This window comes from Chitinophaga sp. MM2321 (assembly GCF_964033635.1).
GTDB lineage: Bacteria > Bacteroidota > Bacteroidia > Chitinophagales > Chitinophagaceae > Chitinophaga.
This window is the reverse complement of sequence record NZ_OZ035533.1, coordinates 4,254,003-4,280,860: the sequence shown is the minus strand read 5'-3', so window position 1 is coordinate 4,280,860 and position 26,858 is coordinate 4,254,003. Positions and strand designations below refer to the sequence as shown.

24 protein-coding genes and 1 tRNA gene are annotated in these 26,858 nt (G+C 42.5%); 20 read left to right on the top strand and 5 right to left on the bottom strand.

The window, feature by feature from the left end; translation table 11 throughout:
• Nucleotides 1-51: 51 nt before the first annotated feature.
• Nucleotides 52-801, top strand: a complete 750-nt coding sequence (locus tag ABQ275_RS16555) for a YoaK family protein (RefSeq protein ID WP_349314260.1) — start codon at nt 52-54, stop codon at nt 799-801.
• Between the two features lie 41 nt (nt 802-842).
• On the opposite strand, the gene ABQ275_RS16550 is transcribed toward ABQ275_RS16555, so the two are convergent.
• Nucleotides 843-1,550 (bottom strand): Crp/Fnr family transcriptional regulator, encoded by a 708-nt coding sequence (locus tag ABQ275_RS16550; RefSeq protein WP_349314259.1) that lies wholly within the window; start codon nt 1,548-1,550, stop codon nt 843-845.
• Nucleotides 1,551-1,666: 116 nt separating this feature from the next.
• On the opposite strand from ABQ275_RS16550, the gene ABQ275_RS16545 reads away from it, so the two are divergent.
• Both ABQ275_RS16545 and ABQ275_RS16540 read left to right on the top strand, forming a co-directional pair.
• On the top strand, nt 1,667-2,278 hold the full coding sequence (locus ABQ275_RS16545; RefSeq protein WP_349314258.1) for a methyltransferase domain-containing protein: 612 nt from the start codon (nt 1,667-1,669) through the stop codon (nt 2,276-2,278).
• Between the two features lie 130 nt (nt 2,279-2,408).
• Nucleotides 2,409-3,125, top strand: coding sequence for a Crp/Fnr family transcriptional regulator (locus ABQ275_RS16540; protein ID WP_349314257.1), 717 nt, complete (start codon nt 2,409-2,411; stop codon nt 3,123-3,125).
• Nucleotides 3,126-3,421: 296 nt separating this feature from the next.
• Here ABQ275_RS16540 and ABQ275_RS16535 read toward each other — a convergent pair whose 3' ends face one another.
• Nucleotides 3,422-4,021, bottom strand: coding sequence for a TetR/AcrR family transcriptional regulator (locus tag ABQ275_RS16535; RefSeq protein ID WP_349314256.1), 600 nt, complete (start codon nt 4,019-4,021; stop codon nt 3,422-3,424).
• A gap of 1,055 nt (nt 4,022-5,076) precedes the next feature.
• On the opposite strand from ABQ275_RS16535, the gene ABQ275_RS16530 reads away from it, so the two are divergent.
• Together ABQ275_RS16530 and ABQ275_RS16525 are read left to right on the top strand one after the other, a co-directional pair.
• Nucleotides 5,077-6,624, top strand: coding sequence for a S41 family peptidase (locus ABQ275_RS16530; protein WP_349314255.1), 1,548 nt, complete (start codon nt 5,077-5,079; stop codon nt 6,622-6,624).
• A 138-nt stretch (nt 6,625-6,762) separates the two neighbouring features.
• On the top strand, nt 6,763-7,299 hold the full coding sequence (locus ABQ275_RS16525) for a hypothetical protein (protein WP_349314254.1): 537 nt from the start codon (nt 6,763-6,765) through the stop codon (nt 7,297-7,299).
• 54 nt (nt 7,300-7,353) lie between these two features.
• On the opposite strand, the gene ABQ275_RS16520 is transcribed toward ABQ275_RS16525, so the two are convergent.
• Together ABQ275_RS16520 and ABQ275_RS16515 are read right to left on the bottom strand one after the other, a co-directional pair.
• Nucleotides 7,354-7,437, bottom strand: a tRNA-Leu gene (locus ABQ275_RS16520).
• Between the two features lie 107 nt (nt 7,438-7,544).
• Nucleotides 7,545-8,666, bottom strand: a complete 1,122-nt coding sequence (locus tag ABQ275_RS16515) for a LacI family DNA-binding transcriptional regulator (protein ID WP_349314253.1) — start codon at nt 8,664-8,666, stop codon at nt 7,545-7,547.
• 97 nt (nt 8,667-8,763) lie between these two features.
• On the opposite strand from ABQ275_RS16515, the gene ABQ275_RS16510 reads away from it, so the two are divergent.
• From ABQ275_RS16510 to ABQ275_RS16475, 8 genes are all read left to right on the top strand, one after another.
• On the top strand, nt 8,764-9,624 hold the full coding sequence (locus ABQ275_RS16510) for a sugar phosphate isomerase/epimerase family protein (protein ID WP_349314252.1): 861 nt from the start codon (nt 8,764-8,766) through the stop codon (nt 9,622-9,624).
• Between the two features lie 6 nt (nt 9,625-9,630).
• Nucleotides 9,631-10,788, top strand: coding sequence for a Gfo/Idh/MocA family oxidoreductase (locus tag ABQ275_RS16505; RefSeq protein WP_349314251.1), 1,158 nt, complete (start codon nt 9,631-9,633; stop codon nt 10,786-10,788).
• Nucleotides 10,789-10,809: 21 nt separating this feature from the next.
• Complete coding sequence (locus ABQ275_RS16500) at nt 10,810-11,697, top strand: phytanoyl-CoA dioxygenase family protein (protein WP_349314250.1); 888 nt, start codon at nt 10,810-10,812, stop codon at nt 11,695-11,697.
• 20 nt (nt 11,698-11,717) lie between these two features.
• The gene (locus tag ABQ275_RS16495) at nt 11,718-13,832 is read left to right on the top strand and encodes a PQQ-binding-like beta-propeller repeat protein (RefSeq protein ID WP_349314249.1); all 2,115 of its coding nucleotides are present in this window, start codon (nt 11,718-11,720) and stop codon (nt 13,830-13,832) included.
• A 24-nt stretch (nt 13,833-13,856) separates the two neighbouring features.
• Nucleotides 13,857-14,792: a TIM barrel protein gene (locus ABQ275_RS16490; RefSeq protein ID WP_349314248.1), complete on the top strand. Its 936-nt coding sequence runs from the start codon at nt 13,857-13,859 to the stop codon at nt 14,790-14,792.
• 175 nt (nt 14,793-14,967) lie between these two features.
• Nucleotides 14,968-15,519 (top strand): TetR/AcrR family transcriptional regulator, encoded by a 552-nt coding sequence (locus tag ABQ275_RS16485; RefSeq protein ID WP_349314247.1) that lies wholly within the window; start codon nt 14,968-14,970, stop codon nt 15,517-15,519.
• Nucleotides 15,520-15,534: 15 nt separating this feature from the next.
• Nucleotides 15,535-16,776: a beta-ketoacyl-ACP synthase II gene (fabF, locus tag ABQ275_RS16480; protein ID WP_349314246.1), complete on the top strand. Its 1,242-nt coding sequence runs from the start codon at nt 15,535-15,537 to the stop codon at nt 16,774-16,776.
• Nucleotides 16,777-16,894: 118 nt separating this feature from the next.
• Nucleotides 16,895-18,502: a beta-N-acetylhexosaminidase gene (locus ABQ275_RS16475; RefSeq protein WP_349314245.1), complete on the top strand. Its 1,608-nt coding sequence runs from the start codon at nt 16,895-16,897 to the stop codon at nt 18,500-18,502.
• Between the two features lie 13 nt (nt 18,503-18,515).
• Here ABQ275_RS16475 and ABQ275_RS16470 read toward each other — a convergent pair whose 3' ends face one another.
• A complete protein-coding gene (locus ABQ275_RS16470) occupies nt 18,516-18,965 on the bottom strand; it encodes a KTSC domain-containing protein (protein ID WP_349314244.1) in 450 nt (149 codons plus the stop codon).
• Between the two features lie 241 nt (nt 18,966-19,206).
• On the opposite strand from ABQ275_RS16470, the gene ABQ275_RS16465 reads away from it, so the two are divergent.
• The 7 genes from ABQ275_RS16465 to ABQ275_RS16435 all read left to right on the top strand — a co-directional run bounded on the left by ABQ275_RS16465 (nt 19,207) and on the right by ABQ275_RS16435 (nt 26,843).
• Entirely contained in the window at nt 19,207-19,599 is a 393-nt protein-coding gene (locus ABQ275_RS16465) for a DoxX family protein (RefSeq protein WP_349314243.1), read from the top strand.
• Between the two features lie 45 nt (nt 19,600-19,644).
• On the top strand, nt 19,645-20,052 hold the full coding sequence (locus tag ABQ275_RS16460) for a VOC family protein (protein ID WP_349314242.1): 408 nt from the start codon (nt 19,645-19,647) through the stop codon (nt 20,050-20,052).
• Nucleotides 20,053-20,186: 134 nt separating this feature from the next.
• Nucleotides 20,187-22,397: an outer membrane beta-barrel protein gene (locus ABQ275_RS16455; protein ID WP_349314241.1), complete on the top strand. Its 2,211-nt coding sequence runs from the start codon at nt 20,187-20,189 to the stop codon at nt 22,395-22,397.
• A 232-nt stretch (nt 22,398-22,629) separates the two neighbouring features.
• The gene (locus ABQ275_RS16450; RefSeq protein ID WP_349314240.1) at nt 22,630-24,126 is read left to right on the top strand and encodes a hypothetical protein; all 1,497 of its coding nucleotides are present in this window, start codon (nt 22,630-22,632) and stop codon (nt 24,124-24,126) included.
• Nucleotides 24,127-24,152: 26 nt separating this feature from the next.
• Nucleotides 24,153-25,565, top strand: a complete 1,413-nt coding sequence (locus ABQ275_RS16445; protein WP_349314239.1) for an ankyrin repeat domain-containing protein — start codon at nt 24,153-24,155, stop codon at nt 25,563-25,565.
• Nucleotides 25,566-25,574: 9 nt separating this feature from the next.
• Nucleotides 25,575-26,147 (top strand): hypothetical protein, encoded by a 573-nt coding sequence (locus tag ABQ275_RS16440; RefSeq protein ID WP_349314238.1) that lies wholly within the window; start codon nt 25,575-25,577, stop codon nt 26,145-26,147.
• 6 nt (nt 26,148-26,153) lie between these two features.
• Nucleotides 26,154-26,843, top strand: a complete 690-nt coding sequence (locus ABQ275_RS16435) for a hypothetical protein (RefSeq protein WP_349314237.1) — start codon at nt 26,154-26,156, stop codon at nt 26,841-26,843.
• The last annotated feature ends 15 nt before the right edge of the window (nt 26,844-26,858 follow it).

The window sequence follows — 26,858 nt, the reverse complement described above, 5'->3', positions numbered from 1 at the left end:
TGAGGCTGGCTTTTAATTATACTGATTGTAAATGTTCAATGGAGGTAATAAATGCTACGTCATATCGGAAGAAAAAGGAATTATAAGCACAACCTGCGACTGGCAGTGCTTTTATGTTTTACAGCGGGGATGGTAAATGCAGCAGGCTTTTTTGCATTTGCGGTATTGACCACCAACGTAACCGGACATGCAGCGTTATTGGCACAGAAGTTAGCAACCGGGGATCTGCGGTCTGCACGCATGGTTGGATTATGGTTACTGCTTTTTCTTGCCGGCGCATTTTTCTCCAGTTTTTGTACCGGCAAAATAGGACAGCACAAACGATTTGGCTACGTGGTGCCTATTGTAAGTGAGATAGTGATCCTTATACTGGTAGGGAGCTTCGGATATACTTTTGATCAATCTATTATCAAAACAGAATATTTTGCAGGTAGCCTGCTTTTTGCCATGGGAATGCAAAATGCGCTGGTGTCAACCATCTCGGGCTATGTGGTTAGAACTACACACCTTACAGGCATGTTCACGGATCTTGGTATTGATTTATATACACTGATATCGGCTTCCCCAAAAAACGTGCTCCATGTCAAAAAGAAAATTATCCTGCGGCTTGTGATCATATTCTTTTTTCTGGGAGGTGGTATTGTAGGAGGATATGCGTTTCTGCAATATAAATACTTCACTTTTTATTTTCCGGCTGTCATACTGGTTATTGCCATGTTTTATGAGGCTTTCCGTATCCGTGTCTCCAAAATGGTACGCCATATCAGGATACAGGATAGAAAAACGATCGCGGGAACCTGATAGTAATGGCAGCAAGAAGAAAACATCCGGCTTATCAAAGGTTATTTTAAATTGGCTATTTTAATCAACTTGTTAACATCTCTTATTATAATTTTTCTGCCTTTTGTTTCTAATATGCTGTCTTCCTTGAATTCAGTCAGAACCCTGACAACATTTTCCCTGGCGGTACCAACCAGACTGGCTAAATCTTCCCGGCTGATATTTATTTCTACGGGCATTCCTGCTACATAATTTACTTTATACTTCTCGCGGATAACAATTAATTGTAGCGCCAGTCTTTCTCTTACAGTTTTCTGTGCGAACATCGTCAAGCTGTTGGCCAGTACCGAAAATTCATGGCTTAAAGCCTTGAGTAGCCTGTTGTTGAGCACAGGAGAATGTTCCAGTGTTTTAAGAAAATCTTCTTTGGGAATGAAGGCAATGGTACTATCTTCTATCACGGCCGCAGAATCCGGGTACCTGTCTTCGGATAAAATGGCATGATACCCGATTAGTTGCCCCGTATTGGCGAGGTAGACTATCTGCTCTTTCCCTTCATTATCTACTTTATATTTTTTGACCTTGCCCTTGGTTATATAAAATATGCCGGATGGATAGGAGCCTTCTCTGAAAAGCACCTCATTTCTTTTATATACCTGCTCACTTTTATGGGCTGTCAGCAGCTCATAAATATCCGATGGCAAATCAGCAAGGATGGATTCACTTTTGAAATCCCATTTATCTATCGGAAAAACACCCTTGATACTCATAATGATTAAAATTAGCCATTTTAAAATTGATATAAATCACTTTTTGGGATGATAAAGTTTACCGCAGAGAGATAGATTGATAAATACCTTTGCTGCATAAAACAACAGGATAAAATATGCCGGTAACATCTCCTTCTTTACCTGGAGAGCTAGACAAATGGTTTACCTCCGACTTTCATTTTCACCATCTCTATCCGCTTTATATACAGGCGTTGGCTCAAAGGCATTGGACTCCGCTAAAAGTAGTTCAGAAAGCTTCGGAATTCCTGGCGGCAACGCCGGGTGTAAAGATATTGGATATTGGTAGCGGGCCTGGAAAATTTTGTCTGGGCGGCGCTTATTATAACCCGGAAGCCTCTTTTTACGGTATTGAACAGCGCATGGATCTGGTACGTTATGCAACCATTGCACAAGAAATGGTCGGACTCGGGAATGTTACTTTCATGCACGGTAATTTGATAGAACTTGATTTCAGGGAGTACAATCATTTTTACTTTTTCAACTCTTTTTATGAAAACCTTCCCGGTACTTACAAAATAGATGATAAGTTTACCTACTCCAGGTACCTGTACAATCAATATAACCGATACTTATATAAAGAACTCGAAAAAATGCCGGCAGGAACACGGTTGGCTACTTACCACTGCAATGAAGATGAAGCGCCACATGGGTATCATATTGTGGGAACAGATATAGACCACTTGTTGAAGTACTGGATCAAATTATAACCTCCCAGGACAAGAAATAGTTGATACTTTCATAAGGTGAAGGTACCTTTGAAGCCATTCAGGTTCACTGATACTTTTCAACTGGAAAGCTGAAAAAATCACTTTTTTTTATCCAATAGGTCAATTTTCTATGAGTTTAGCTGGTCTGTTTCCTATTGATAAATGGAATTTTAAATCGCAGTCCATTTTAAATAATCTGCCGGAAGATGAGTATGCTGATCTCTGTGCGCACATGCAGGAACAACGGTATAGCAAAGGGGAAGTTATATTCAGAGAGGGAGGAGTTGCTTCGGGTATTTACTTTGTTAAAAAAGGGAAAGTAAAAAAATACCAGGTGGATCAAAACGGCCGGGAACAAATTATTTATGTTGCCAATACAGGTGAATTGATTGGATACCACGCTATTTTAGCAGACGAACGTTACCCTGATTCTGCCGCTACCTTAGAAGAATGTGTCATTGCATTTATCCCCAAAGAAGATTTTATAACTACCCTGGAAAGATCCAGTGTGCTGCCACGCAGGTTACTCAAAACCCTCAGTCATGAATTCGCGGTGCTGACAAATAGCATTTCTGTATTTGCACAGCGTTCTGTGAAAGAAAGACTGGCGATTACATTAATTGTATTACGCGAAAAATTTAAAGCAGAAACATTGCCTGGCGAAGAAATTATGATCAATCTTTCCCGTAGTGATCTGGCTAATATGGTAGGTACCGGCAATGAAAATATCGTCAGGTTTTTAACAGAGTTCAAAGCTGCCGGCATTTTAAATTCCCAGGGACGAAAGATTTGGATTAAAGATGTAAAGCAACTGATTAAATTATCGGGTTGCGGTAATATCCAGTAAGAAATCTTGAAAAATCAACAATAGTGGTAAGCTATTGAACCAATCAGGTGCTCCGGAGCACTAACTTAAAGTCAACGTCTTTGCTTCCTGTCTCTTTGTAGGCATTCGTCACAGAATTTACTGGTTTGGTCACATCGCAGGTGTGTGGTAGCATGATATCGATAATATTGTTGCAGCTGTTATTTAATCCGACCTTATAAAATTATTGAAATTACTCCTCACCTGGTCCCGTTTTAAAAATATTTACTGTTACCGCCATTCTACAAAAGCAGCGGTAAGTTTGATATTCCCGAACACTAGCTTAGTTGTGCAGGATCTACCAGGTAAGGGTAGAACAGATTGAATAAGATGTTGCTGTAATGAGCTACTGCCTTACTTCCTTTCAGCTTTAGTGTTAATTCATTGTTTGATAGCCAGAAGTCTCCTATAATAAAAATTTGTGTAACAAGTGCTTGAAGTACGGTTGCCGGTATATCTCTTCTGAATACGCCATCAGACTTTAATTTTTCAAAAAAAGCCAGAAATTGCTGCTCTCTTCGTTGTGTTAATGCATAGTAATCTTTTTTTACAGCGGGGATGCGTAACCCTATTTCCACAAAATGTAAGAATATAAAGCGATACGTATAAACTAATTCGAATGAGCGCCTGGTTAAATCTTTAATTACAGTTATGTCAATGTGGCCGGGTGATTCCATTGAAAGTATGATGGCATCAAAATCGAGGGATAATCTATCGTAAAGCGTTTGAATGATTTCATCAGTATGCTTAAAGTGATAATGTAGATTACCTGGACTGATTCCCATTTCTGCTGCGATATGCCTGCTTGTAATAGTATTTACGCCCTGGCTGTTATATAGTTTCAAAGCCGTTATCAGAATGCGTTCTTTAGTATTCATATTCAAATTTAGAACAATTGAACTAATTTTTAATAAAAATAGTACATTTGTTCTAAATAAGAACAACATGGCGGACGAATTAAATGATCTACAACAGGAGGAAAGACCTTTACTTCAACGATTGAGGAACAGTATTTTTCCTGTCAAACCTGGAGATGTATTACCGGTGAAAATGCTTAAACACAGTGGGTTCTACCTGTTTGCAGTTATGTTTCTACTCATTTCATTGGTTATTTGTGGAGCTGTCATGTTTGTGTTGTAAATGAAGCAATTATTCGATCGTTTATTTATTATTTACTGCCTGGTATGGAGCGTTATTCATATCTGCCGGTATATACACCAGCCTATTCCCCTCCTCAATGGCTATTTGACCGATTTTATTGCGGTGCCGGCCATGTCACATCTAACGCTTACTTTTACCCGTATATTTATAGTCAGAAATAGGTATTATACATATTCTCTTGGATATCTTTTATTTATTGCATTGTATGTATCCCTGTTTTTTGAATGGATTATGCCTCATTTTTACACATACTATATAGGTGATTGGTGGGATGTGGCAATGTATTTTGCAGGTAGTATATTCTATTATTGCTTTCATGGTAAATGCTATAAATCAGCTGGTAAGAAGAAAACAGTTCTTTATTCAGATAATGTTGTTGGTAAGCAGAAGTTTTCGAATATTGTCCCGCAATAAGAATCTGCATTGGTCTCCTCGGGAACCCGGTATACTTTGTACAGATATAGCCATACCGGACTCCATATCTTGATTGTGAAGTTTCATCCGAAAATATTACTTTTAGTTCGATCAAGTGCTTTATGATACGCTTCGCGCATACCCTATAATACTTGACCGAGGTTGCAAAAGTGCCAAACTGTCCATGTTGAATTCGTGCGCTGAACTCATGAGGCAAAAAACTGCTTTGCCTGTGGAGTAATTGCATACCATTCCCCACATCACTCAGCTACCTACAAAAAAAGCCTTGTGATAAATTTGTACGAATTGGTCACATTCTAAGGTTTTTGTAGATTAGCGCCTGATACCCGGAAATCATATGAAAAAATTACTGTTTTTGCTATTACTTGCGCATCAGGGATGGGCACAATCAACCGCTAATTCATCCCAGCAGGCTAAACAACCGTTCGACAGCCTGTCCATATACAACCGGCAGCTTCATCCCAGTGAGATGAAGCAGGACCTGCGGTTGTTCCTTGATATCCGTAAAAAAGCTAACTCTGGTCTGTATCGCTACCGCACCCAAAGGCAAATCGACAGCATTTATAAATGGGCCTTTAAGGAGGTACGCCGGCCTATGTCTACACTTGCCTTTTATAAGATCATTTTGCAGTTGACTGATTTTGAAGGAAGCTGCCATAACTATACAGAACCGCAAGCCGATCTTGTCGGATATTACAATCGGCAACGTGGCTTCTTTCCTTTTGCCCTTAAATATATTGAAGGTAATATGATCTTTAATAGCAAAACAGCGCAAATCCCTGTAGGATCGCGGGTGATGGGTATCAATGGTATTACTGACAAGGAACTGATGCAATCTTTTTACAAATACATAACAGCAGATGGCTTTACTCAAACAGAAAAACTATCAAGCAGTGTGAACAGAAGTTATGGATTGCGTTACCTGTATGAGTACGGCATCAAAGATAGTTTTGCCATCGCGTTTGTAGCCCCGGGTGCTACCCAAGAGCAAACAGTGACAGTACCAGCTGTATCGCTGGCGCAACGAACAGCCAACTTAATATTGCGTCATAGTGCATCAGTAGATAGTGTGATCGATTACACTGTGCAACCTAAATATAGTTTTAAGATGGTGAACCCCTCAACGGGTTTATTGAACCTGCGGATATTCTCCATGGCCAGTGGACTGGAGGACCCGGCCTTTCCGGTATATGTAGCGTTTATAGACAGCGTATTCCAGGCACTTAACAATAACAATATACCCAACCTCATCCTGGACATCCGCAGCAATCCCGGTGGCAGTGATCCTACTTTTGAACAACCGATGATGTACCTGACGGATTCCAGCTTCAAAGAAAATACACTGGCTTATACGATCTTTGATGACGGGATTCCATATGAAAAATATTTTTGGGGTGTATCTACCGCAGAAAGGATGGACTCGATGGCAAAAGCTGATGGAAAGCGAATGCTGAAAGATTATTTCCCGGCATTGCATAATGGCCGGAATATGCAGAACATCAAATACAACCCGGTGTATTATCCCAAGCATCCCGGTTTCAAAGGAAAATTGTATCTACTCATTGATGAAAATGTGGCATCAGCAGCATCACACCTGGCTTCTCTTGTAAAAGCCTATGCACGCAATGTCACCATTGTTGGAGTAGAAACCGTTGGAGGATATTATGGCCACAACGGCCATATGTCGGTGATATACGAACTGCCTCATTCAAAAATAAAAACGAAATTCTCTATTGTTTATGTAGATCAGGATGCACCTGTAAAGCCGGATCAACCAGTAGGTAGGGGCATTATTCCCGATCATACGGTGTGGCCTACTTTCAGTGATTTTATGCAGAACCGCGATACGCAGATGGAATATGTGCTCAAGCTGATTACTGAGTAATTTTTATAAGATGAAAAAAATACCTTGATTCTCGTGACCTGGTCCATATAAATGTCACTCTCAGATTCAATCGTAGCTATTTTGCATATTGTGATTATGTTAGCATTTTAATAAAAAAGGATGCTTATCTTTAATGGTATGTTACGGATAATACTTTTTGCTGCTATTTTAATGTCGGGTATGGCTGTAAATGCACAGATAGACTCATCTTTCGGAGCTATGAATGGCAGGGAATCTGCCTTCAAACACCCTCAACAGGTAAGCGATACCAACAATATTTATAAGAAATGGTTTGTTACAAAATATGCCGGCGTATCCTCTGGCTTTGTAGCATTTAAAGGAGGGGGAAGTTCCTTCTTGTCGGTACCTTTGGCATTGCAGGTCAACCGTCAATTGACCAATAACCTGTACGCCTTCGGAGGCGTATCGATGACCCCTTATATTTTCCATTACAACAGTATTCCTTATCAACCTGCGATTAACAAGAACAATAGCTTGATGCAGACTAACAACTTTACCGCCTATTCGGATGCAAAAATAGGCGTAATGTATATCAATAATGAAAGAACATTCTCCATTTCCGGTAGCATTGGCGTAAGTAGAGGCGGCTACAATGGCTATTCTCCCTTTTATGTTCCGGTGTATTCTCCTATGGGGGGAAATACTCAACGATAAAGATTAAGGTCTTCCCGAAAATAAAAATGGACAAACCGAAGTTTGTCCATTTTGTGCCCAGAACTGGATTCGAACCAGCACATCCTTGCGAACGCTGCGACCTGAACACAGTGCGTCTACCAATTTCGCCATCTGGGCAACTGATATCGTGTCAGGGGCTGCAAAGATAAGCAGACAAACGATTTTACCAAATTTTTTTGAAAATATTTCCGGGAACAGAAAAGGGGGATAGGATGGATACAATACTACTGATAGTATTTCAGATTGCATCGCGTTACAATATCGATAGGCATGTAGTAACTTTTGGCGATCGGTTGCTTTAATATGAGATACTCATAAAACAGTTTGATCCCCTGGTAAGCTTGTTTGTCGGGTTGTTGATTGATGAGAAAATGAATGATTCCTTTCTCCAGGAAAAAAATATTTTCATCGGTGAGGTCATATCCCACCAGTTTGTAGCGGTTGGTATTGAGTTGACTAACGGTTGCGGCTATTTTAGAAATGCCATTCGTCACAAAGATGCCTTCAATACCTGGTTCCCGTTGCAGTAAAGCGGTGATCTCTTTCTCTATTGCACGGTCGTTACCACTTTTATTTTCATAGTGAATGATCTTCCGGTTTGCTTCCTGGAAATATGCCAGGAAACCCGCTTCCCTGGCGGAGAAATGAATGTGGTTATCATCTTTTCTGACAATAGTGGCTACCAGTAAAGTTGCTTCCGGAGAAACGCCATAGTCCAGCAGGTTGGCAGCGAGGTAGCCGCTATCCCTGGAATTCTGACCAATGAAGCTGAGATTGCCCTGGTCAGTGATGTTACTGTCAAAGAAGATCACCGGTGTACCTGTTTTGCCGGCGTGCCGCAGTAACCTGATGGTTTCATTATAGAAAACCGGTACCATAAAAATACCGTCATACTTCCCTTTGATGACTTTGTTAAGCTTGGTAGTGAAAGAAGATGCACTGTTCTGATCGAAATGGAATGTTTCCAGGTTTATGCCAAACTGGTCCAGCTCTTTTCTAATACGTTCAAAACCTTTTTGGTGTTCAAACCAGAAAGGAATTTGTTGGGTACCTTGTGGCAGGAGGATGGCCAGGTTGTATTCCTTCTTTGATTTTAATCTGCTGGCAAGGATATTGGGTTTGTAATCCAGTTCTTTGATTGCTTTTAATATCCGTAGACGCGTTTTTTCCGATACGCCGCCACGGTTATGCAATACCTTGTCAACAGGTCCGATGGAAACATTTGCCCTTTCCGCTATTTCTTTAATACCGATATTTCTGTTCTTCTCTTTAATAATTTTTTTTTCAAAAGTAGATAAAAGACCTAACAGAAAAAATAATAAAAAAAAAGTTTGGATATGCTGCAATATTGTATACTTTTGAAATAGTTAACGTACACTATTTTAGTAAAACACCTGTTGCAGGAAGAAATCGTGTGTCCATTTAACACTGTAAATCAATACTATGAAAGTAGGTATCGATAGCTATTGCTACCACCGCTTATTTGGTGAAGTATATCCCGGACAACAAGCGCCCGCGAAAGAATTGTCCTTTGACACATTCCTCTCCAGGCTGCCAGAGCTGGGCATTGACGGCATTTCACTGGAGTCTTGTTTTATTCCCTCATTCACCCCCGCATATCTCAGTGGAATCAAGACAACATTGGATAACCAGCAACTGGACAGGGTGTACGCCTGGGGCCATCCCGACGGACTGGAAGGAGGCAGCAATGAAGCAGCCTATGATGATATGCTCCGGCATATTGAATATGCGCAGCAAATCGGCGCAAAAGTGATGCGGGTAGTGGGCAGCAGCTTACAATTCAGATTTCAGCCCCATGGTCCGCAGTTGGAGAAACTTACTAAAATGTTTGCCGCCGCTACCGCCATCGCAACCAGGTATGATGTGAAGCTGGCTGTAGAAAATCATATCGACTATAACTCGGATGAAATACTTCAGTTAGTAAAAGATGTAAACTCCCCGTTCTTCGGTGTAAACTTTGACTCCGGCAATTTCCTGCGTGTAGCCGATGACCCTGTGAAGGCAATGAAAAAACTGGCGCCATACGTACTCGCCACGCATATCAAAGACCTTATGCCGGTAAAAGGCGTTCCCGTAGATGAATGGTACTTTTTCTCCTGCGTGCCTGCCGGATTGGGCCTCGTTGAAAATGTAAGGCTGGCCCGCTTACTGAAAGAAAATAATTATGAAGGCTTCCTCGCCGTGGAAATTGATTTCCTCCATCCTGATTATGCTAACCAGGAAGAAGCTGTGGTGGCGCAAAGCATCAAAGCCCTGAGGAACATCGCCTTTCAAATACAATAGCCTGATATGAAGACACTCAACATTGGTATTATCGGTTACAAATTTATGGGGAAGGCACATAGTAACGCCTGGAAAAAGGCACCCCTTTTTTTTGAGGTACCGGCGCAACCGGTATTGAAGGTAGCCTGTGGAAGAAATGAATCCCAACTGAAAGCATTCGCACAGAAATGGCACTGGGAACAAACAGAAACTGATTGGAAAAAAGTGATCAGCCGCAGCGATATAGATATCATTGATATTGCATTACCACAACACCTGCATTATGAAGTGGCGATAGCTGCCGCCGCAGCAGGTAAACATATTTTCTGCGAAAAGCCCATGGCCATGACGGCACTACAGGCCGCAGAAATGTTGCGGGTATGTACCGAAAATAAGGTGACACATTACCTGAATCATAATTACCGCCGCGTACCAGCCATCGCACTGGCTAAGCAAATGATAGAAGAAGGTGCACTCGGACGCATCTTCCACTGGCGCGCAGCATATCAGCAGGACTGGATCGTGGACCCTGAATTTCCGCTCTCCTGGCAGTTACAAAAAGAAACGGCACAGGCAGGACCACAATGGGATCTCAATTCACATGCTGTTGATCTGGCACACTACCTCATAGGCGCCATCAAAACAGTTTCTTGTCTTACTACGGGATTTATTACAGAAAGACCACTGGCCAGCGAAGATTCTGTTGGCAATCTGAAAGCCACTGCCACGGGAACCGGGAAAGGTCCAGTAACAGTAGAAGATGCTGCCCTGATGATGGTACAATTTGAAAATGGGGCCATCGGTTCTTTTGAAGCCTCCCGCTTTGCAACAGGAAGGAAAAATAAATTGTCTTTTGAAATATATGGCAGTAAAGGCAGCCTTGCTTTTGACCTGGAACGTATGAATGAATTGCAGTATTATAACGCAGACGACCCTCCGCATGCAAGGGGCTTCCGCACCATACTCGCCACTGAATCCGTACATCCATACATCAGCAATTGGTGGCCTCCGGGACACATCATCGGCTATGAACATTCATTTATACATGCCGCCGCTGATTTTCTCAAAGCCGTTGCCGGGCAAGAACCCATTGCACCTAACTTTCATGACGGTCTGCAAATTATGCGCGTACTGGAAGCAGGACTCTTGTCTGCACAAAACAAACAACAGGTCACTATTCACTAACACCCCTCTTATCTTAAAGCGATGTTGTCAATCAAAGAAAAATTTCTGAGAGACGGATATGTTATTATCGATGTTCTCTCAGCAGCAGAAATTGCTGCCTTCAGGGAAGTAATGGATGTATTACTGAGCCCCAAATCCGCCGCCGGAGATACTAAAAAACACAGCTCTTCTTTTCAGCATCTCGGCGATGAGATAGCCGATTTCGGAAAAGAAGCCAGGCAATACTATTTCCACCTGCTCACAAAGCCAGGTACGGAATCCATTCATCATGCCTTTCATCATCCGGCAATATTAAAAGCTGTAGAAGAAATCATCGGGCCCAACCTGATCGTTAATAATGCTTCTATCCTTGCGGCAAACGTAGGAACAGCCTACTCACTCGGATGGCACCGGGATATCATTCAGATTCCCCAACCCGAAATTGAAGACTGGCTGTTCTCTCCGGAACGGTTCCATAACAGTGTGCAGATCAATCTTCCGCTGGTAGACGAAAACTCGCTGTGGGTGGTACCTGCCAGTCATAACAGGGGGAATACGGCAGGAGAAAATGAAGCATTCGCAGGCTCAAAACATTATGCACCGGTTGGTGCAGTCATGCCTGGTGGTATACCTGTTATGCTCAAAGCCGGTCAGGCGGTATTGTACAATAACAACCTTATTCACCGTGGATTCACGGAAGTGATGAAGCTCCCGAGAAGAACGCTGCATATGGGATATCACAGCGCACAATATCCGCCTACCTGGCATTTCTACCTGTTGAATGGCGACTTACTGACACCGCAATACCTGGAAACACTGAGCCCTGACATGAAGCGGATGATGGAGGAATACCTGGCATGCAGACAACAATATCCTGAAATGAGTGATACCTGGAAATACGCGTATAATTTCCCTGAAAAGAAATCATAAACAGCAGGAATTTTTACGTTATGAATAAGAAGAATAACCGCCTGAAAGGAATGAAAAGATTATGCAGTAGTCTGCTGATCCTGTCTGCCGTTTCCTGTACACAAGTCAATAATCCCGATTGGAAATTTACGGGAGGAGACGAAGGACATACCAACTACGCCGCACTAAATCAGATCAATAAAGAAAATGTTGCACAGCTAAAAGTTGCGTGGACCTATCATACCGGCAATATGGCGGGGAATGTTCAAGGCAATCCCTTGATTGTAGATGGTATCATGTACATCACTACACCATCGCAGGAAGTGATTGCGGTAAATGCAGCAAAAGGAACAGAGATCTGGCGCTATAATCCCGCAAGAGCAGGTGAAACAATGGGAGGAGTTAACCGGGGCATCGCTTTTTGGGGAGAAGGAACGCAATCCCTGATCGCCTTTACTGCTGGTTCATACCTGAATGTCATCAGCGCAAAAACAGGTAAACCCATGGACGGTTTTGGAGATAAGGGAAGAATCAATTTAAACGATGGATTGGTAAGACCTGCTGCTGAAATGGCTATTACTGCTCCGGCATCTCCGGTTATCTTCAAAGACCTGGTGATAGTGGGCGCCATGACCTGGAGTGCACCCGCGAATGTAAGCGCATTCAATATTCATACAGGCAAACGCGAATGGATCTTTCATACTATTCCGCAACCCGGTGAAGCAGGATATGAAAGCTGGGGAGATAAAAATTTCTGGAAAACCGGTGCCGGCGTAAATGTATGGGGAGGCTTGTGTGTAGATAGCGATAATGGAATGGTGTTCTTTGCCACCGGGCAACCCAAAAATGATTTTTACCGGCCGGATAATACAGGCGAGCAGTTGTATGGTAATTGTATTGTTGCGCTGGAAGCAGGTACAGGGAAAAAGAAATGGCATTACCAGGCCATTCACCACGATTTGTGGGACTTAGACCTCCCTTGTGCGCCCATGTTGGTAAACCTTAGGAAAGACGGTAAAAAGGTACCGGGAGTGGCACAGCTGACGAAAACCGGCAACACCCTGCTCTTTAACCGCTTAACCGGCGAGCTGTTTTCCAAAGTAGAAGAGCGGCAGGTTCCGGTGAGTTCACTATTCGGTGAGAATGGGTTTCCTACACAACCTTATGTGTTGTGGCCGGAGCCTTTCTCCCGGCAGGTTGTTACTTCCGCAGACCTGACACAGCTAAACCCCGAAGCACATGCATCCGCATTAAAGCGTTTTAACGCTTCTGATACCGGCTGGTTTGTGCCGCCCTCCGAAAAAGGAATCATCTACTACGGCATCCATGGGGGCGCGGAATGGGGTGGTGGCTCCTATGAACCGGAAAGCAATACGCTCTACGTAAATGCAAATGAACTGGCATGGCATATCACCATGCAGGATATCAATGCTGATCCCGCTGCAACCGGCAAAAACGCCGCACCACCGGGAAGGAATGTTTATCTGTCCAGGGGTTGTGTAAGCTGTCATGGTGGCGACCGGGAGGGAATGGGAGCTGCTCCGGCGCTGAAAAATTTATCGCTGAAATATAAACAGGCGGATATTGTAAAGATCATCAAAACAGGCCGACCCGGTATGCCGGCTTTTACACAGATTCCGGAAGATGATGTACAAGCCATCGCTGCTTATCTGCTGGATACTAAAAATACAACGGCGAAAACAATACGGGAAAAAATACCTGTTTTTCAGTCCACCGGTTACATCAAATTCCTGGATGAACAAGGCTATCCTGCCACCGCGCCGCCATGGGGTACACTGAATGCACTGGATTTGACCACCGGCAAAATAAAATGGAAAGTACCACTGGGCGAATACGAAGAACTAACCCGCAAAGGGATTCCTCAAACCGGTACAGAAAACTTTGGCGGATCAATTGTAACCGGCGGGGGATTGGTATTCATCGCAGCAGCGCGCGACCTGAAATTCAGGGCGTTTGATAAGGATTCCGGTAAGGTGTTGTGGGAAGCGCCACTTCCTTATGGCGGCAATGCCGTTCCCAGCACCTACATGGTAAATGGTAAACAATATGTGGTGATACCTGCCACTGGTGGCGGCAAACTGGGTACACCCAACGGTGACGCCTATGTGGCATTTGCATTACCTGATCAGCATTAATCGTACACAAACAAAAAGAAAAATATGAATCTTCTTCGTGCAAAAAAAAGGAATAAGATTTTTACCGGCATAACCGGGATAGCACTGCTATTCGTGTTATGTATCCACGTTTCGCCTGTTAAAGCGCAAAAACGTTCCGGTGGTGATATCTATTCAAGAAACAATCTTGTTGCCTGGTGCATCGTTCCATTCGACAGCAAAAACAGGGGCCCTGAAGAACGCGCACAGATGCTGAAAAAACTCGGCATTACAAAGCTGGCGTACGACTGGCGCGAAAAACATATTCCTTCTTTCGATGAAGAACTGGATATGCTGAAGAAATATAACATCAAACTGGAAGGCTTCTGGTTTGCTTCCGGTCCCCACCCTGAAGACGATAAAAACTTACAGATCATAATTGACCTGCTGAAAAGACATGGTGTAAAAACACAGTTATGGTGCATGTTTGGCGGTATTCCTGCATTTGATAATATGACACAGGAAGAAAAAGTACGCGCTATGGCAAAACCAGTAGCTTATATCGCAAAAAAGCTGGATGAAATCGGCTGTAAACTGGGGCTTTATAATCATGGGGGATGGTTTGGTGAACCCGAAAATCAATTAGCCGTAATAGACTATTTAAAAATGCCCAACATCGGAATTGTATATAATTTACATCATGCAGAAGGAGATCTCAACAGTTTCCCGGTATTCTTCCCTAAGATCCTGCCGCATCTGCTGGCATTTAATATTGCCGGTCTTATAAAAGGCGACCCGGTAAAAGTTGTTCCGGTAGGACAGGGAGATGCAGAGGCAGCCATCATGCGTATGGTGTGGAAAAGTTCCTATCGGGGCCCTGTTGGCATTATTAATGAATCTTTTGCCCCGGATGCCGAAGTGGGATTACAACTCAATATAGATGGATTGAAAAAGGTGCTGGCAGAGATAGGGGATAAAGCCGCACTGAAAACTTACCGGTAGATAATATTATTTAAAATGCGCCGGGGATATGTGTTACAGCATATTCCCGGCGCTTTTTTATTGCATTAAACGGGCATCACATCATCTCCTTTAAATCATATTAATCCTATTTATCCTGGTCTTATTTGCTTACTTACTGATAAGTAAGTATTTTTGCAGCAGTCAACAACAACACATGTCTGAAACAAAAGAAAAAATTGTGGCAATGGCGGATCAGCTGATCCGGGTGAAAGGGTTCAATGCGTTCAGCTATAAAGATATCTCCGATCCGCTGTCGGTAAAGAATGCAGCCATTCACTACCATTTCCCGGTAAAGGCTGATCTGGGCATCAGCGTAATAGATAAAGAGCTGGAGAAGTTTGCTGCACATACCCACAGATGGAAAAATTTGCCGGAAGATGAACAACTGGTAAAATTGTTCGACGTATTCCGTAAGCACAGCCAGGCGCACAATATTTGTTTAATGGGATCGCTGGCGCCGGATTACGGAACACTATCGCCGGATATGCAGCAAAAAGTACAGGAAATGGCAACCGGTATCCTTACCTGGTTAACCCATTGCCTCGAACAGGGACGGAGAAAAAAATTACTTCACTTTAAAGGGGATGCCGGTGATCGTGCGTTACTGGTGATATCAAATCTTCAGGCATCTTTGTTGTTATCAAGAGTATTGGGAGGGGGAATCTGTAACCGGATCACCAAACGCCTCCTGGAAGACTTACGCTAAAAAATAAACTTCATTATGAAAAGAGTTGTCATCACCGGCCTTGGCGCTGTAACACCGATTGGTAATAATGTAACATCATTCTGGGATAGCCTGGTTGCCGGCAAAAATGGCGCAGCAACCATCACCCGTTTTAATGCCAGCCGTTTCAGAACAAAGTTTGCCTGTGAACTGAAAGATTTCAATGCAGCCGATGTACTGGATAAAAATGAGATCCGGAAAACAGACCCCTTCACGCAGTATGCACTATCTGCCGCAGCGGAAGCCATCACAGATGCGGGGCTGGATTTCAGCACCATGGACCCTTTTGATACGGGTGTGATCTGGGGCTCCGGGCAGGGTGGTATGCAAACATTTGAAGAACAGGTAACAGAATATGTAAAGGGAGATTATAATCCGCGGTTCAGTCCTTATTTCGTTCCCAGGCTGATCTCCAATATGGCTTCAGGTATGATTTCCATCAGGTATGGTCTCATGGGCATCAATTATACCACTGTTTCTGCCTGTGCTACCTCTAATACAGCTATCATGGATGCGCTTACCTACATCCGTATAGGAAAGGCCAAGGTAATGATCACGGGAGGCTCGGAAGCGCCCATCACAGCGGCTTCCGTAGGTGGCTTCTGTGCCATGAAGGCGATGTCTGTCAGGAATGACGACCCTGCCACTGCTTCACGTCCTTTTGATACCGAGCGTGATGGCTTTGTGATGGGAGAAGGCGCCGGTGCTTTGGTACTGGAAGAATATGAGCACGCCAAAGCAAGAGGCGCCACCATATATGCAGAAGTGGCCGGTGCTGCCATGACAGCCGATGCCTATCACATGACCGCCACACATCCAGAAGGGCTGGGAGCATACCAGGCTATGAAGTTTGCACTGGAAGATGCCGGTCTGACAATAGAAAAGGTGGATTACCTGAATGCACACGCTACTTCTACGCCTGTGGGTGATTTGAGTGAGATAGCCGCCATCGTAAAATTATTCGGTACACAACCTGCACAGCTGCACATCAGTGCTACCAAATCAATGACGGGCCACCTGTTGGGCGCCGCAGGCGCGATAGAAGCCATTGCCAGCATCCTGAGCATTAAAACAGGTATTATACCCCCCACCATTAATACCATAACACTGGACCCCACCATTCCGGCAGGATTGCAGATTGTACGGAACACCGCCCATCAGAAAGAGGTGAATGTGGCCATGAGCAATACTTTCGGTTTTGGTGGTCATAATGGTATTGTAGTGTTCAGAAAAATATAATTCCGGATAAACAGGTACAGGTAATGGATGCAAATAGTATCTTGGCAGATAATAACCATATAGATGAATAAGATGACGGAACAAATGCCGGTCATCTTGCTAAAACTATAAGCTGAACATGAGAAAATTATTTTTGTGTATGGTGATGTTGATCATTTGCCAATACACGATAGCCCAACAAGCCTGCCCGGTCATTCCTTTACCCGATCAGTACAGCAAAGTGGAGCATGAATTTGTGATCGGTAATCATACTGCATTGGTGGTAAAAGATGCCTCACTGCGCCCGATCGCTGTGTATCTGCAGCAGGAATTACAACGCAGGTACCAGATTCATGTGAATATCCTGTCAAAAAGTAGGGGACCTGCTATTGTATTACAACGTAGTAAACCCGGTACAAACGCAGACGCCTATACGCTGACAATGAATAAAGAAGGGGTATTGGTGAGTGCCCGTCATAACGAAGGTATCTTCAACGGTATTATCACGTTGCTGCAATTAACTACCGGTAGTACCGTAAACAATGCATCACTGGCGGTTGCCTGCTGGAATATTACCGATGCACCCCGTTATCATTGGCGCGGACTAATGCTGGATGAATCCCGCTTTTTCTATGGAAAAGAAAAAGTAAAATCCATTCTCGACTGGATGGCGTTTTATAAACTAAACCGCTTCCACTGGCACCTCACAGATGCACCCGGCTGGCGGCTGGAAATAAAAAAATATCCCCTGTTAACAACTGTCGGTGGTATCGGCAATTTCAAGAACCCAAATGCACCTGCCGCCTATTACACCCAGGATGATATCAAAGAAATAGTGGCTTATGCACAGGAACGGTTTATCACCATCATCCCCGAAATAGATATGCCTGGTCATGCCAGTGCGGCAAACAGGGCATATCCTGCATTTAACGGTGGCGGTACTGAAAAATATCCTGACTTTACTTTTAACCCCGGCAGGGAAGGCACCTATCAATACCTGACGGATATCCTGAAGGAAACGGATGCACTTTTTCCTTCGCAACTGATTCACCTCGGTGGTGATGAAGTCTCCTCTGGCAACGCAGCCTGGGATGCGGATAGCGGGATCGCAAGACTAATGCAAACGCATAAACTGACCTCCCGAAAACAGGTAGAAGATTATTTTATTCAGCGTATGGCCGACACCGTATTGAAAATGAATAATAAGGTAATGGCCTGGGATGAAATAGCCACGGCCACACTGCCCGCCAATAAAACAATTGTATGCTGGTGGAGAATGGAAAAACCGGAAACACTGGAAATGTCGTTGCAGAAAGGGTATTCCGTGATCCTGTGCCCCCGTTTACCGTTTTATTTAGATTTTGTGCAGGACAGCTCCCATAAGATAGGCCGGAGATGGAAGAATGGGGAGTTTAATGAACTGAAATCGGTATACACATTTTCCAGTGAGCAACTGCCCGCCACACACGGGAAGGATAGCCTGATCCTGGGCATACAGGGCTGTTTGTGGACCGAAACCATCCCTGATGGACGCCGGCTTGATTTCATGTTGTATCCCCGCATTTCCGCATTGGCGGAAGCTGCATGGACACAACCAGCCAAACGGGATTTTGACAAATTCACCGCACGGCTAAAACCGCAGATGAAATTATTTGAACAGGCTGGCCTGTATTATTTCGATTTCTTTTCTCCACGCAAACATGTGGAAACAGGCGATGCCTCAGATGAGAAACATTATATTGACTAGCAGAAGCCTTCGTTTAGTAGGCTTCTACAGCCTTTGCAACCTTACGGTATACATAGGAGAAATAAACATGCCGGCGGCAGAACCTTCCGGGTGCATCTGAGTTAATCAGCTTTGTGTAGATGTTTTTGGGTACATCAAAGTACTCATAACTACTACCATCCATGAAATGCAGCTGCAGCGTTTGCTTGGAGTAGGAGAAATTCTCGATAGTGGAAACAGACACCGTTTCAGTATAAGCCGGCAATGCCTGCTCAATCGTTTCCGGTGCTATACTCACTAAAAAATGGTATGCTTCAATCAGTTCTTTGCTTTTCTCTTCTGCTTCGAGTTTCTTTTCGTCTTCTTCCTGGAACTTATCGGGGTGCCATTCTTTCATTAAATTGCGGTAAATGGTCTTTAATTCCTTTACCTCAGTGCCTTTGCTCACGCCTAAAAGCTTCCTGTAATCAACTATTTTACTCATAATGTATTTATTCTCAATATAAACAGGCTGATCACTATGAGCAGGCTACCATTTATTATACCTGAAAAACCGGCAAAGGTAAGTTATTTCGGGATCAGGGCAAGCATTTATTAATTTGTCGCAAATGGCCCTTAACAATGTCGTGTTTACACAGCTTTAATAATAATTAATCCGGGTAAGTTTGTACTGTTAATCAAACAAGCCAAAAATATAGTATTTTATGGAAGCTCAACACAACGTTATGTCAAAAAAAACACGGGCAAATAAATCCATCTGGACCGGGCGTATCATCTCCGCCTTGTGCGTCCTTTTTTTACTGGTGGATGCCATTATGAAAGTGGTAAAGGCTGCACCTTCTGTAGAAGGATCTGTTAAATTGCAATGGCCGGCCGAAATGGTGCAGGGAATCGGCACTGTTTTACTGATAGCTACCATTCTCTATAGTATACCGCGTACCGCTCTTCTCGGCGCTATCTTCGTTAGCTGCTACCTCGGCGGCGCAGTAGCCGTTATGGCCCGTGTACATGAACCTTATTATTTCCCCATTGTTTTCGGTGTACTGGTATGGATTGGGTTGTTCTTACGCGATCCCGCTTTACATACCGTTTTCCCTTTACGCAGGGAAGAAGCATAAAGGAAACTATGCTGTAGTAATTATTTAATAACGATAAAAAATAAAATGATGGCAACAAAAATATTTGTCAACCTACCGGTAAAGGATCTCAAAAAATCAATGGATTTTTTTACTGCCATGGGATATACTTTCAATAAACAGTTTACCGATGATAATGCCGCCTGCCTCGTGATATCTGAAGAAATTTATGCGATGCTCCTGGTTGAACCTTTCTTTAAAGGATTTACCAGCCAGGATATCGCCGATACTTCAAAAGTAAATGAAGTGATCCTCGCCCTCTCTGCCGATAGCAAAGAAGAGGTAGATGGATCGGTAGACAAAGCTGTAAAGGCTGGCGCAAAGGAGCCGAAACCAGCGCAGGATCTGGGTTTTATGTATTCAAGGAGCTTCAGTGACCTGGATGGTCACTTATGGGAAGTGGTGTACATGGACCCCACTGCCATTAATCAGTAATATCGGGGATCATCCCTTTATAAAAAAGAGGCCGGAAGCAATTCCGGCCTTTTTGTGTCTGCTCCGTATTCCATTTATCAAAAAAAACGAATACGCTGATTTTGAATGTTTATTTTCATGCGATTATAGTATATATGAATAAGAGAATAGTTGTCTGGCCCATTTTAGTATCGTTATTATTTGTTTGGCAATTTACGTATGCACAGGAGCGTAGTGCAGATACTTCGCAGCCCGAACTGAAACAATTGCAGACAATCGAGATTTCAGGCAGTAAACCTGTCATACAGAAATCTGATGATAAAACCACTTATAACCTCACTAACAGCGTATCTGCCGCTGGTACCAACATCCTCGATGCTATTGGTAAAATACCGGGCGTCCGTGTGAATAATGGTGAGATCAGTCTCGTAGGAAAAGGAGCGGTTAAGGTGATGATCAACAATCGCCTGGTGCAATTATCCGGAAATGATCTGCTCCGTTACCTCCAGTCTATTGCAGCTAACCAGGTATTAAAAGTAGAAGTGATTTCCAATCCTTCCGCCCGATACGAAACGGAAGGCAACGCCGGTCTGGTAAATATTATATTGAAACACGACAAACAACAAGGCTATTCCGGTAGTTGGCAACTGGCTTCCAAGTTATATGCCCCCGGCGAACCGGAAGTATATGGTATCCAGAATTTTGGTGAGCTTGCCCTGAATGGTAATATCAATTATAACAAGGGACGATGGTCGGCTTATGGAAGTTTAAACCTGACAAAAGACAGGCACCTGGAAGGATTTGGTATTGATATGGACTATCCCGATAAAACATGGAAACAAACCGATACAGGGTTGTATAAGTTCAATAACCTGAGCCTGGTGGCTGGCGTGGATTACAAGTTGAGTAATACAGCTACCATCGGTGCGTCGTATATCGGCGGAAAAAATAATTATGATGGCTCGGATCATGTATTGAATCCCGTTTATGATAAAAAGGGAGATATGATGGAGGTGATGCGAACCTATGCAGATTATTATCCCATCGCCAATTCACATGCGTTTAATTTGCATGCCGACATCCTCCTCGATACCACCGGCAAGAAATTATTGCTGGATGCAGATTATTTCAATTACTACAGAACAGACCGCTCTGATTTTGAAAGCAATCGTTATAAAGCGGATGGCAGCCTGTTCCCCGATGGCCGCACCCGCTATTACGACGATAATGTGCAACATATTGATGTGTACACTTTAAAGGCGGATGCCGTACTACCTTCTCCTATAGCAAAGTTTAATGTGGGCGCGAAGCTTAGTTTTATCAATACCTACAGCAATGCCTTTTATTATGATAAAGCCGACGATAATTCGCTGACATTGAATAAAAGACTCAGCAACGAATTTGACTATAAGGAAAACACACAGTCAGTGTACGGTACCGCTGAAAAGGATTTTGAAAAGTGGAAACTAATGGCCGGTGTAAGGGCGGAGGTCACCCAAACTAACGGCTACTCTTATACGTTGCAACAAAAAACGCCGTATAACTATCTCAAAATTTATCCTTCCCTGCAAATAGGATTTGATCCCGGCGAGGACCACCATTTTGCATTGATGGTCAACAAACGGGTGAACCGGCCAACATTCTGGAATCTCAATCCGTTTAAGTCACTCACTACTGCGGAGAGTTATCTCGAAGGAAATCCTTACTTGCAACCGGCATACACGACCAACTTCGAACTCTCGCATGTATTCCGGGGACACTTTACCACCGCTGTTTTCGCGAACATCACAAGCAACGGATTTACAAATGTAACGCTGGGGCATATCCTCAGTGATACGATCATTACCACACCACTCAACTTCCTCGGTACTTTCCGTATAGGCGTTTCCGAGAATATCGCCTGGCAGCCTACTGACTGGTGGACAAGCAATCAACAGGTTTTAATATACCACACCAGCACCCGTTCATCTTTGGCTAATATCCGCGAGATAGCCGGTTATGGTGCATATCTTGCTACCAACAATGATATTTATTTTAATAAGAAGAAAACATTTGCGGGCACTGCAAATTTCTGGTATCAATTCCCCGAAATAAACCAGCTGGGTAAATCCAATGCCTATTACAAACTGGACCTGGGCGTAAAAGCATCCATCTTACAGAAAAAAGTAGAAGTGGCACTCACTGCCAATGATCTCCTGCGGTCAAGTGCTGTAAAGGTTTCTAGTGTAGTAAATGATATCCCGCAAACATTTTATGGCTTTCAGATCAATCGTTTTTATCAGCTGAGTATCAGCTATAAATTTGGTAATACCGCCGAGAAATTGCGGAGGGAAGCAGGGAATAGTGAAGAACGGAAGCGGTTGTAGGGAGATGGTTGCAGCCCCAAAATAAAACTAACCAAACAGTGTTTAAACTGGATTTAGCCAGAATTTCCCCTGCAAAATACCCACTTGTGATTATTGCAGGAACCTCTTTGCCGCTTTAACTTTGCCAGAATCTGAGCAATAAGAATAAATACTCAGGCTGTAGTAGTAAAATCCAATCACAAAATTGGCTACAGAACTATATACCTATATTTTGATGAAAATAAGTTCGGCTATGAAAACTTTTGCAAAGGCCATTAATAATGGTTTCTTTCTCCAAATTCTGCTGTCATTTCTCCTTATCGTAGTATTTCTCCCTTTCAGTTATAGCCAGGGGAAAGTTTCAATAAAAGGTAAATCTTTTTCGGGAGCACTGTCGCTTTTGCCTAATACTAAATTGGCGGAAGGGCTTCCAAAAATAAGATCTCCCTATCCAGGTCAAACCGATCCGCTCGCAGATCCTGATAAATGGCATGGAAAGGAAGGTGCTATGGCGAGAGGAATGTTGGGCGATGCAGTATTGTGTTTTGAGTGGTGGACTACAGGTGAGACGCCCTTAGAACGGTATAAATTCGACTGGACAAGTTCAGGCTATTTTGAAGTATTATATGCTAACGATAACGGTCTGAATACCTTAAAAAGAATCAATAGGAATGATCTCAAGAAGTACCCGAACTTATTACAGCGATTTGATAATATCACGCCCTTAAGTGTTGATTTTGAATTTAATTTTAATACAGGAGATAAGCCGGAGCAAGAATACTATGATTTCAGAAAGAGATATAATATTATGGAAGATCTGGGTAGTGCCGGATATGCCATAGATTATACAAGAACGCTTAGTGGGACTAGTATTTTGTACAAATTTAGCCGTGATAAGCAGGACTGGACCTCACCAAGTATTGTATACAGTTGGTACGACTTTATCAATATTCCGGAAAACCTGAGCGACAAGAAATCGAGATTTGTAGAGTTGTTTAAAATGGGGAGGTCATTATCGATAACATCTTTCAAAATTGCCCGAATTGAATGGAAGGTGGATGAAATGATTGAGATTGCCCAGAAGTATACCAACTATGAAAATGGAAAAGAAAAGCCTTCCGTATTTGATCAGGTTAAAGAGGGAAAGAATGAAACTAAATCGGGAGGCGGATTTTGGGATGAAACGGATATGGTGGATGCTGATACAGAATCTTTTTATGATAGTAACACCAGACTATATGGAATTAAAACAAGCAAAGGTAGAGTACTTAAAACCCCGGCTTTTGATCACATCGTTAAAAGCACAAAGCAGAAATACTACCTGGCGAGAAAAGGAAATGAAATTTTTTTACTGAATAATATGGGCGCGCAGCTATATGCTAAAATATTGCCGAGTGAACCTTCAATAGGTGCCTGCCCGAATGGACAATTAACAGCCGAGTTCACCACTGAAAAAATTAGTCTTGATGAGCATGATTATAATTTTACTGCGGGAGAATCCCTTGAGTTTGAATCCGGATCATATAAACATACCAGTAAATGGTATTTCGGATCTTCAATTCCAAGGTATTCGTTGGTAGTATCTAATGGAAACGATCAGCGTTCATCTGCTCAAATTGAAGCGGATGATAGGAGGAGAGAGGAAAGACTGGCCCGGGAAGCTAAAGAACTTAGAGGGTTGATCGCACAGGAGGAGTCGAACTTTAAATCAAAAGGGTATAAACCGCGGAAAGAAGTGTACTGCAAATAAATTTAACATGTCAATTTTTTAATATTATGCCATTAAAGTTAATGCTACATCATATTCTATCAAACTTTCAAGGTTTACAAAAGGCGATCTTTTTAGCGATATTTTGTTTTACAGGTTTGACGGTAGTTGCGCAAGATCCAGCAGCATTATATGGATCTGCAAAAAAAGAATTGGAAAACGGAAATGCCTCCTTAGCGTTGCACTATTTAGAAAGTTGCCAAAAGGCATTAAATGGGAGCAATGCTAAAATTGAATCTTTAAAATGCCAGGCACTGATGCTGAATGCCGATTGGGTTAATGCTGCTATTGCCTGTCAAAATTACGAAAACTTGATTCCAGCTGCTGCCCAAAACGGCGAAGCTTATAAGATGATGCTGGATTTTAAAAGTGATATCTGGAAGAATTTAGAATTGCTGGAGAAAGAGAAAAAGGAAAAGGAAGAAAGAGAAAAGAAGGAAGATTTAGAAGCAGCACTGCGAGCAAAAAAAGCAATGGAGGAAAGTGTAGAAAAGAAAGAGGCTTCCATTAATGTAAATAATGAAAAGAAACTATTTGAGACCGCACTAAAATCGAAAGATAAAGATCTGTTGGAACTCTACAAGGAGGTCGGGAAATCTTCTGCTAACCTGAAGACGATTGAAGTTGAAATGGATAAGCAGAAAAACCCTAATAACTATGTTGTACAGGCAGTAGAAGATGGGGGATTGAATGAATTAAGTTATCTGATACAAATAGGAGCGGATAAAAACAGCAGGAATAGCCAGGGTGAAAGGCTGATCCATATTAGTATGCGAAAAAAGCAATCGGCTATTGCAGATTATCTGATACAATCAGGAGCAGATCTGGAAGTTAAAAATAATGCAGGAGAAACTCCGCTACATGTAGCTATTAAAAATGATTTCTATGCTGGTGCCGAAAAACTGGTTTTTAAGCATGCAAATCTTACATCAGTAAATAAAGTAGGCTACTCTCCAGTATATTATTGCCTGTTGCACAACCAACCCAATATACTAAATCTACTCGCAAAGAAAGCAGATATCAATGCACCGCTACAGGTGGCTGAAGGTACCGTAACGCCTTTGTTTTATGCTGTTCATTATATGAAAAGTTTGGAAATGATAACTGTTCTTTTGAAGAATAATGCAGAAGCGAATGCACTTAGTAATACCAATTGGACACCATTAATGGCAGCGGTTTATAATTCCGATAAAAGCGCCATCCAGATATTAATTCAAAACAAGGCAGATGTAAATGTAAAAGGGCCAAATGGTTGGACAGCTTTGCATTTTGCTGTTCGTAACAGAAATGTTGAAATCATTCAGTTATTGTTATCAAATGGCGCCAGTAAAAATATAGAAGATCAGTGGAAGAGAACCCCCACGAAAGTAGCGAAAGAGCGTAGATATAATGAAGTAATTAAAGCATTAAAGACGATTTAATTCAATATAATGAAGAGTATATTAAAACTTTTTGCGTTTTCGTTTGCAGCAATTTTGTTTTTAAATGCCTGTGCCAAAACTGATCTTGAAAATGAAGCGTTGCTGAAAGTTGTGCCAGGTGGTAATGTGAGTTTTAGCTTATCGAATTATACCATAGGCTCGTTTCAAGTAACAAACAATGCTGCATCCACGTACGGGTGTTATGAAGACAAGGGTTCATCAGAAAGTGAGGGTAGTCATTTTCATATTCGGTTTTCAGGTGCCAACAATGGAGATTTATACTATTTCCATGCCGAGGGGCTTGTATCTGGCGCACAGTTGGAGTCGATAAAATCTAATCCGGCTCAGGCATTTTCAATACAAAATTTAAGAGTAGAAATAGATATTATGAAAGGACCAGCCAACTATTTTACTACCAGAAATACAACTAAGGCAAGTGTGCCTGGAACTATGACTATCAGTAATTATGGGCAATCCGGAGACAATGTTCGCGTAAATTTTAATTTTCAAACCAGCATACAAGCTGGCTTTTCTGATATGAACGGAACTGTAGATACCAGATATGTAATCTATAAATTTTAATTCTCTATGAGATTTCTATATACATTATTTATTATTCTTTCCAGCTCATCGCTGCTGGCACAGGATTTTCCTAAAAGTGACTATTTCAGTCCTTATAAATATCCGGCAGCTTATTCGTTTGATGGGGCCTATAATATTTTGGAGATTTATGGCCATATACCTGACGATAAAGGTTATGGGGGAGGAATGATGATTGATTTTAAAAGTTTCAAATTAGGCACGCCCGCAGTAAGACTAAACCTGGGATTTGGCTTGGGCTACCAAACTGTAACCAATAAAATCACTTTTCCCGGCACACCACTCCTGAACGATGGGATTGGGGAGAATTTTCTGAAAGATGACTATCAAATACCACATTTTCAGCTCTACCCAAGATTATGGATCAGGCTACTGAACCCGCTAAATATCAGCCTTGCAGGCGGACCGGCAGCAGGATATATTACAAATGTAACAACCGGCCATTTTTCAGTGCACGATAATAGTGTATGGGAAAACCAGGTACACGTATTGGAACCTGAAGCTAAAAGTTCAACATTCGAAATAGGTTATTTCTATGAGGCAAAACTAATGTTGAACATTAAAAACTGGGGTGTCAGCGCAGGTGTTGGCGCCAATTCTTTAAGAAAGAATACGGGGATGATACCATCAGTCGGTATTTGGTTTGGATTAAATAAACCCTCAGCAGTAAATAATTAAGCGTTGTATCAAATA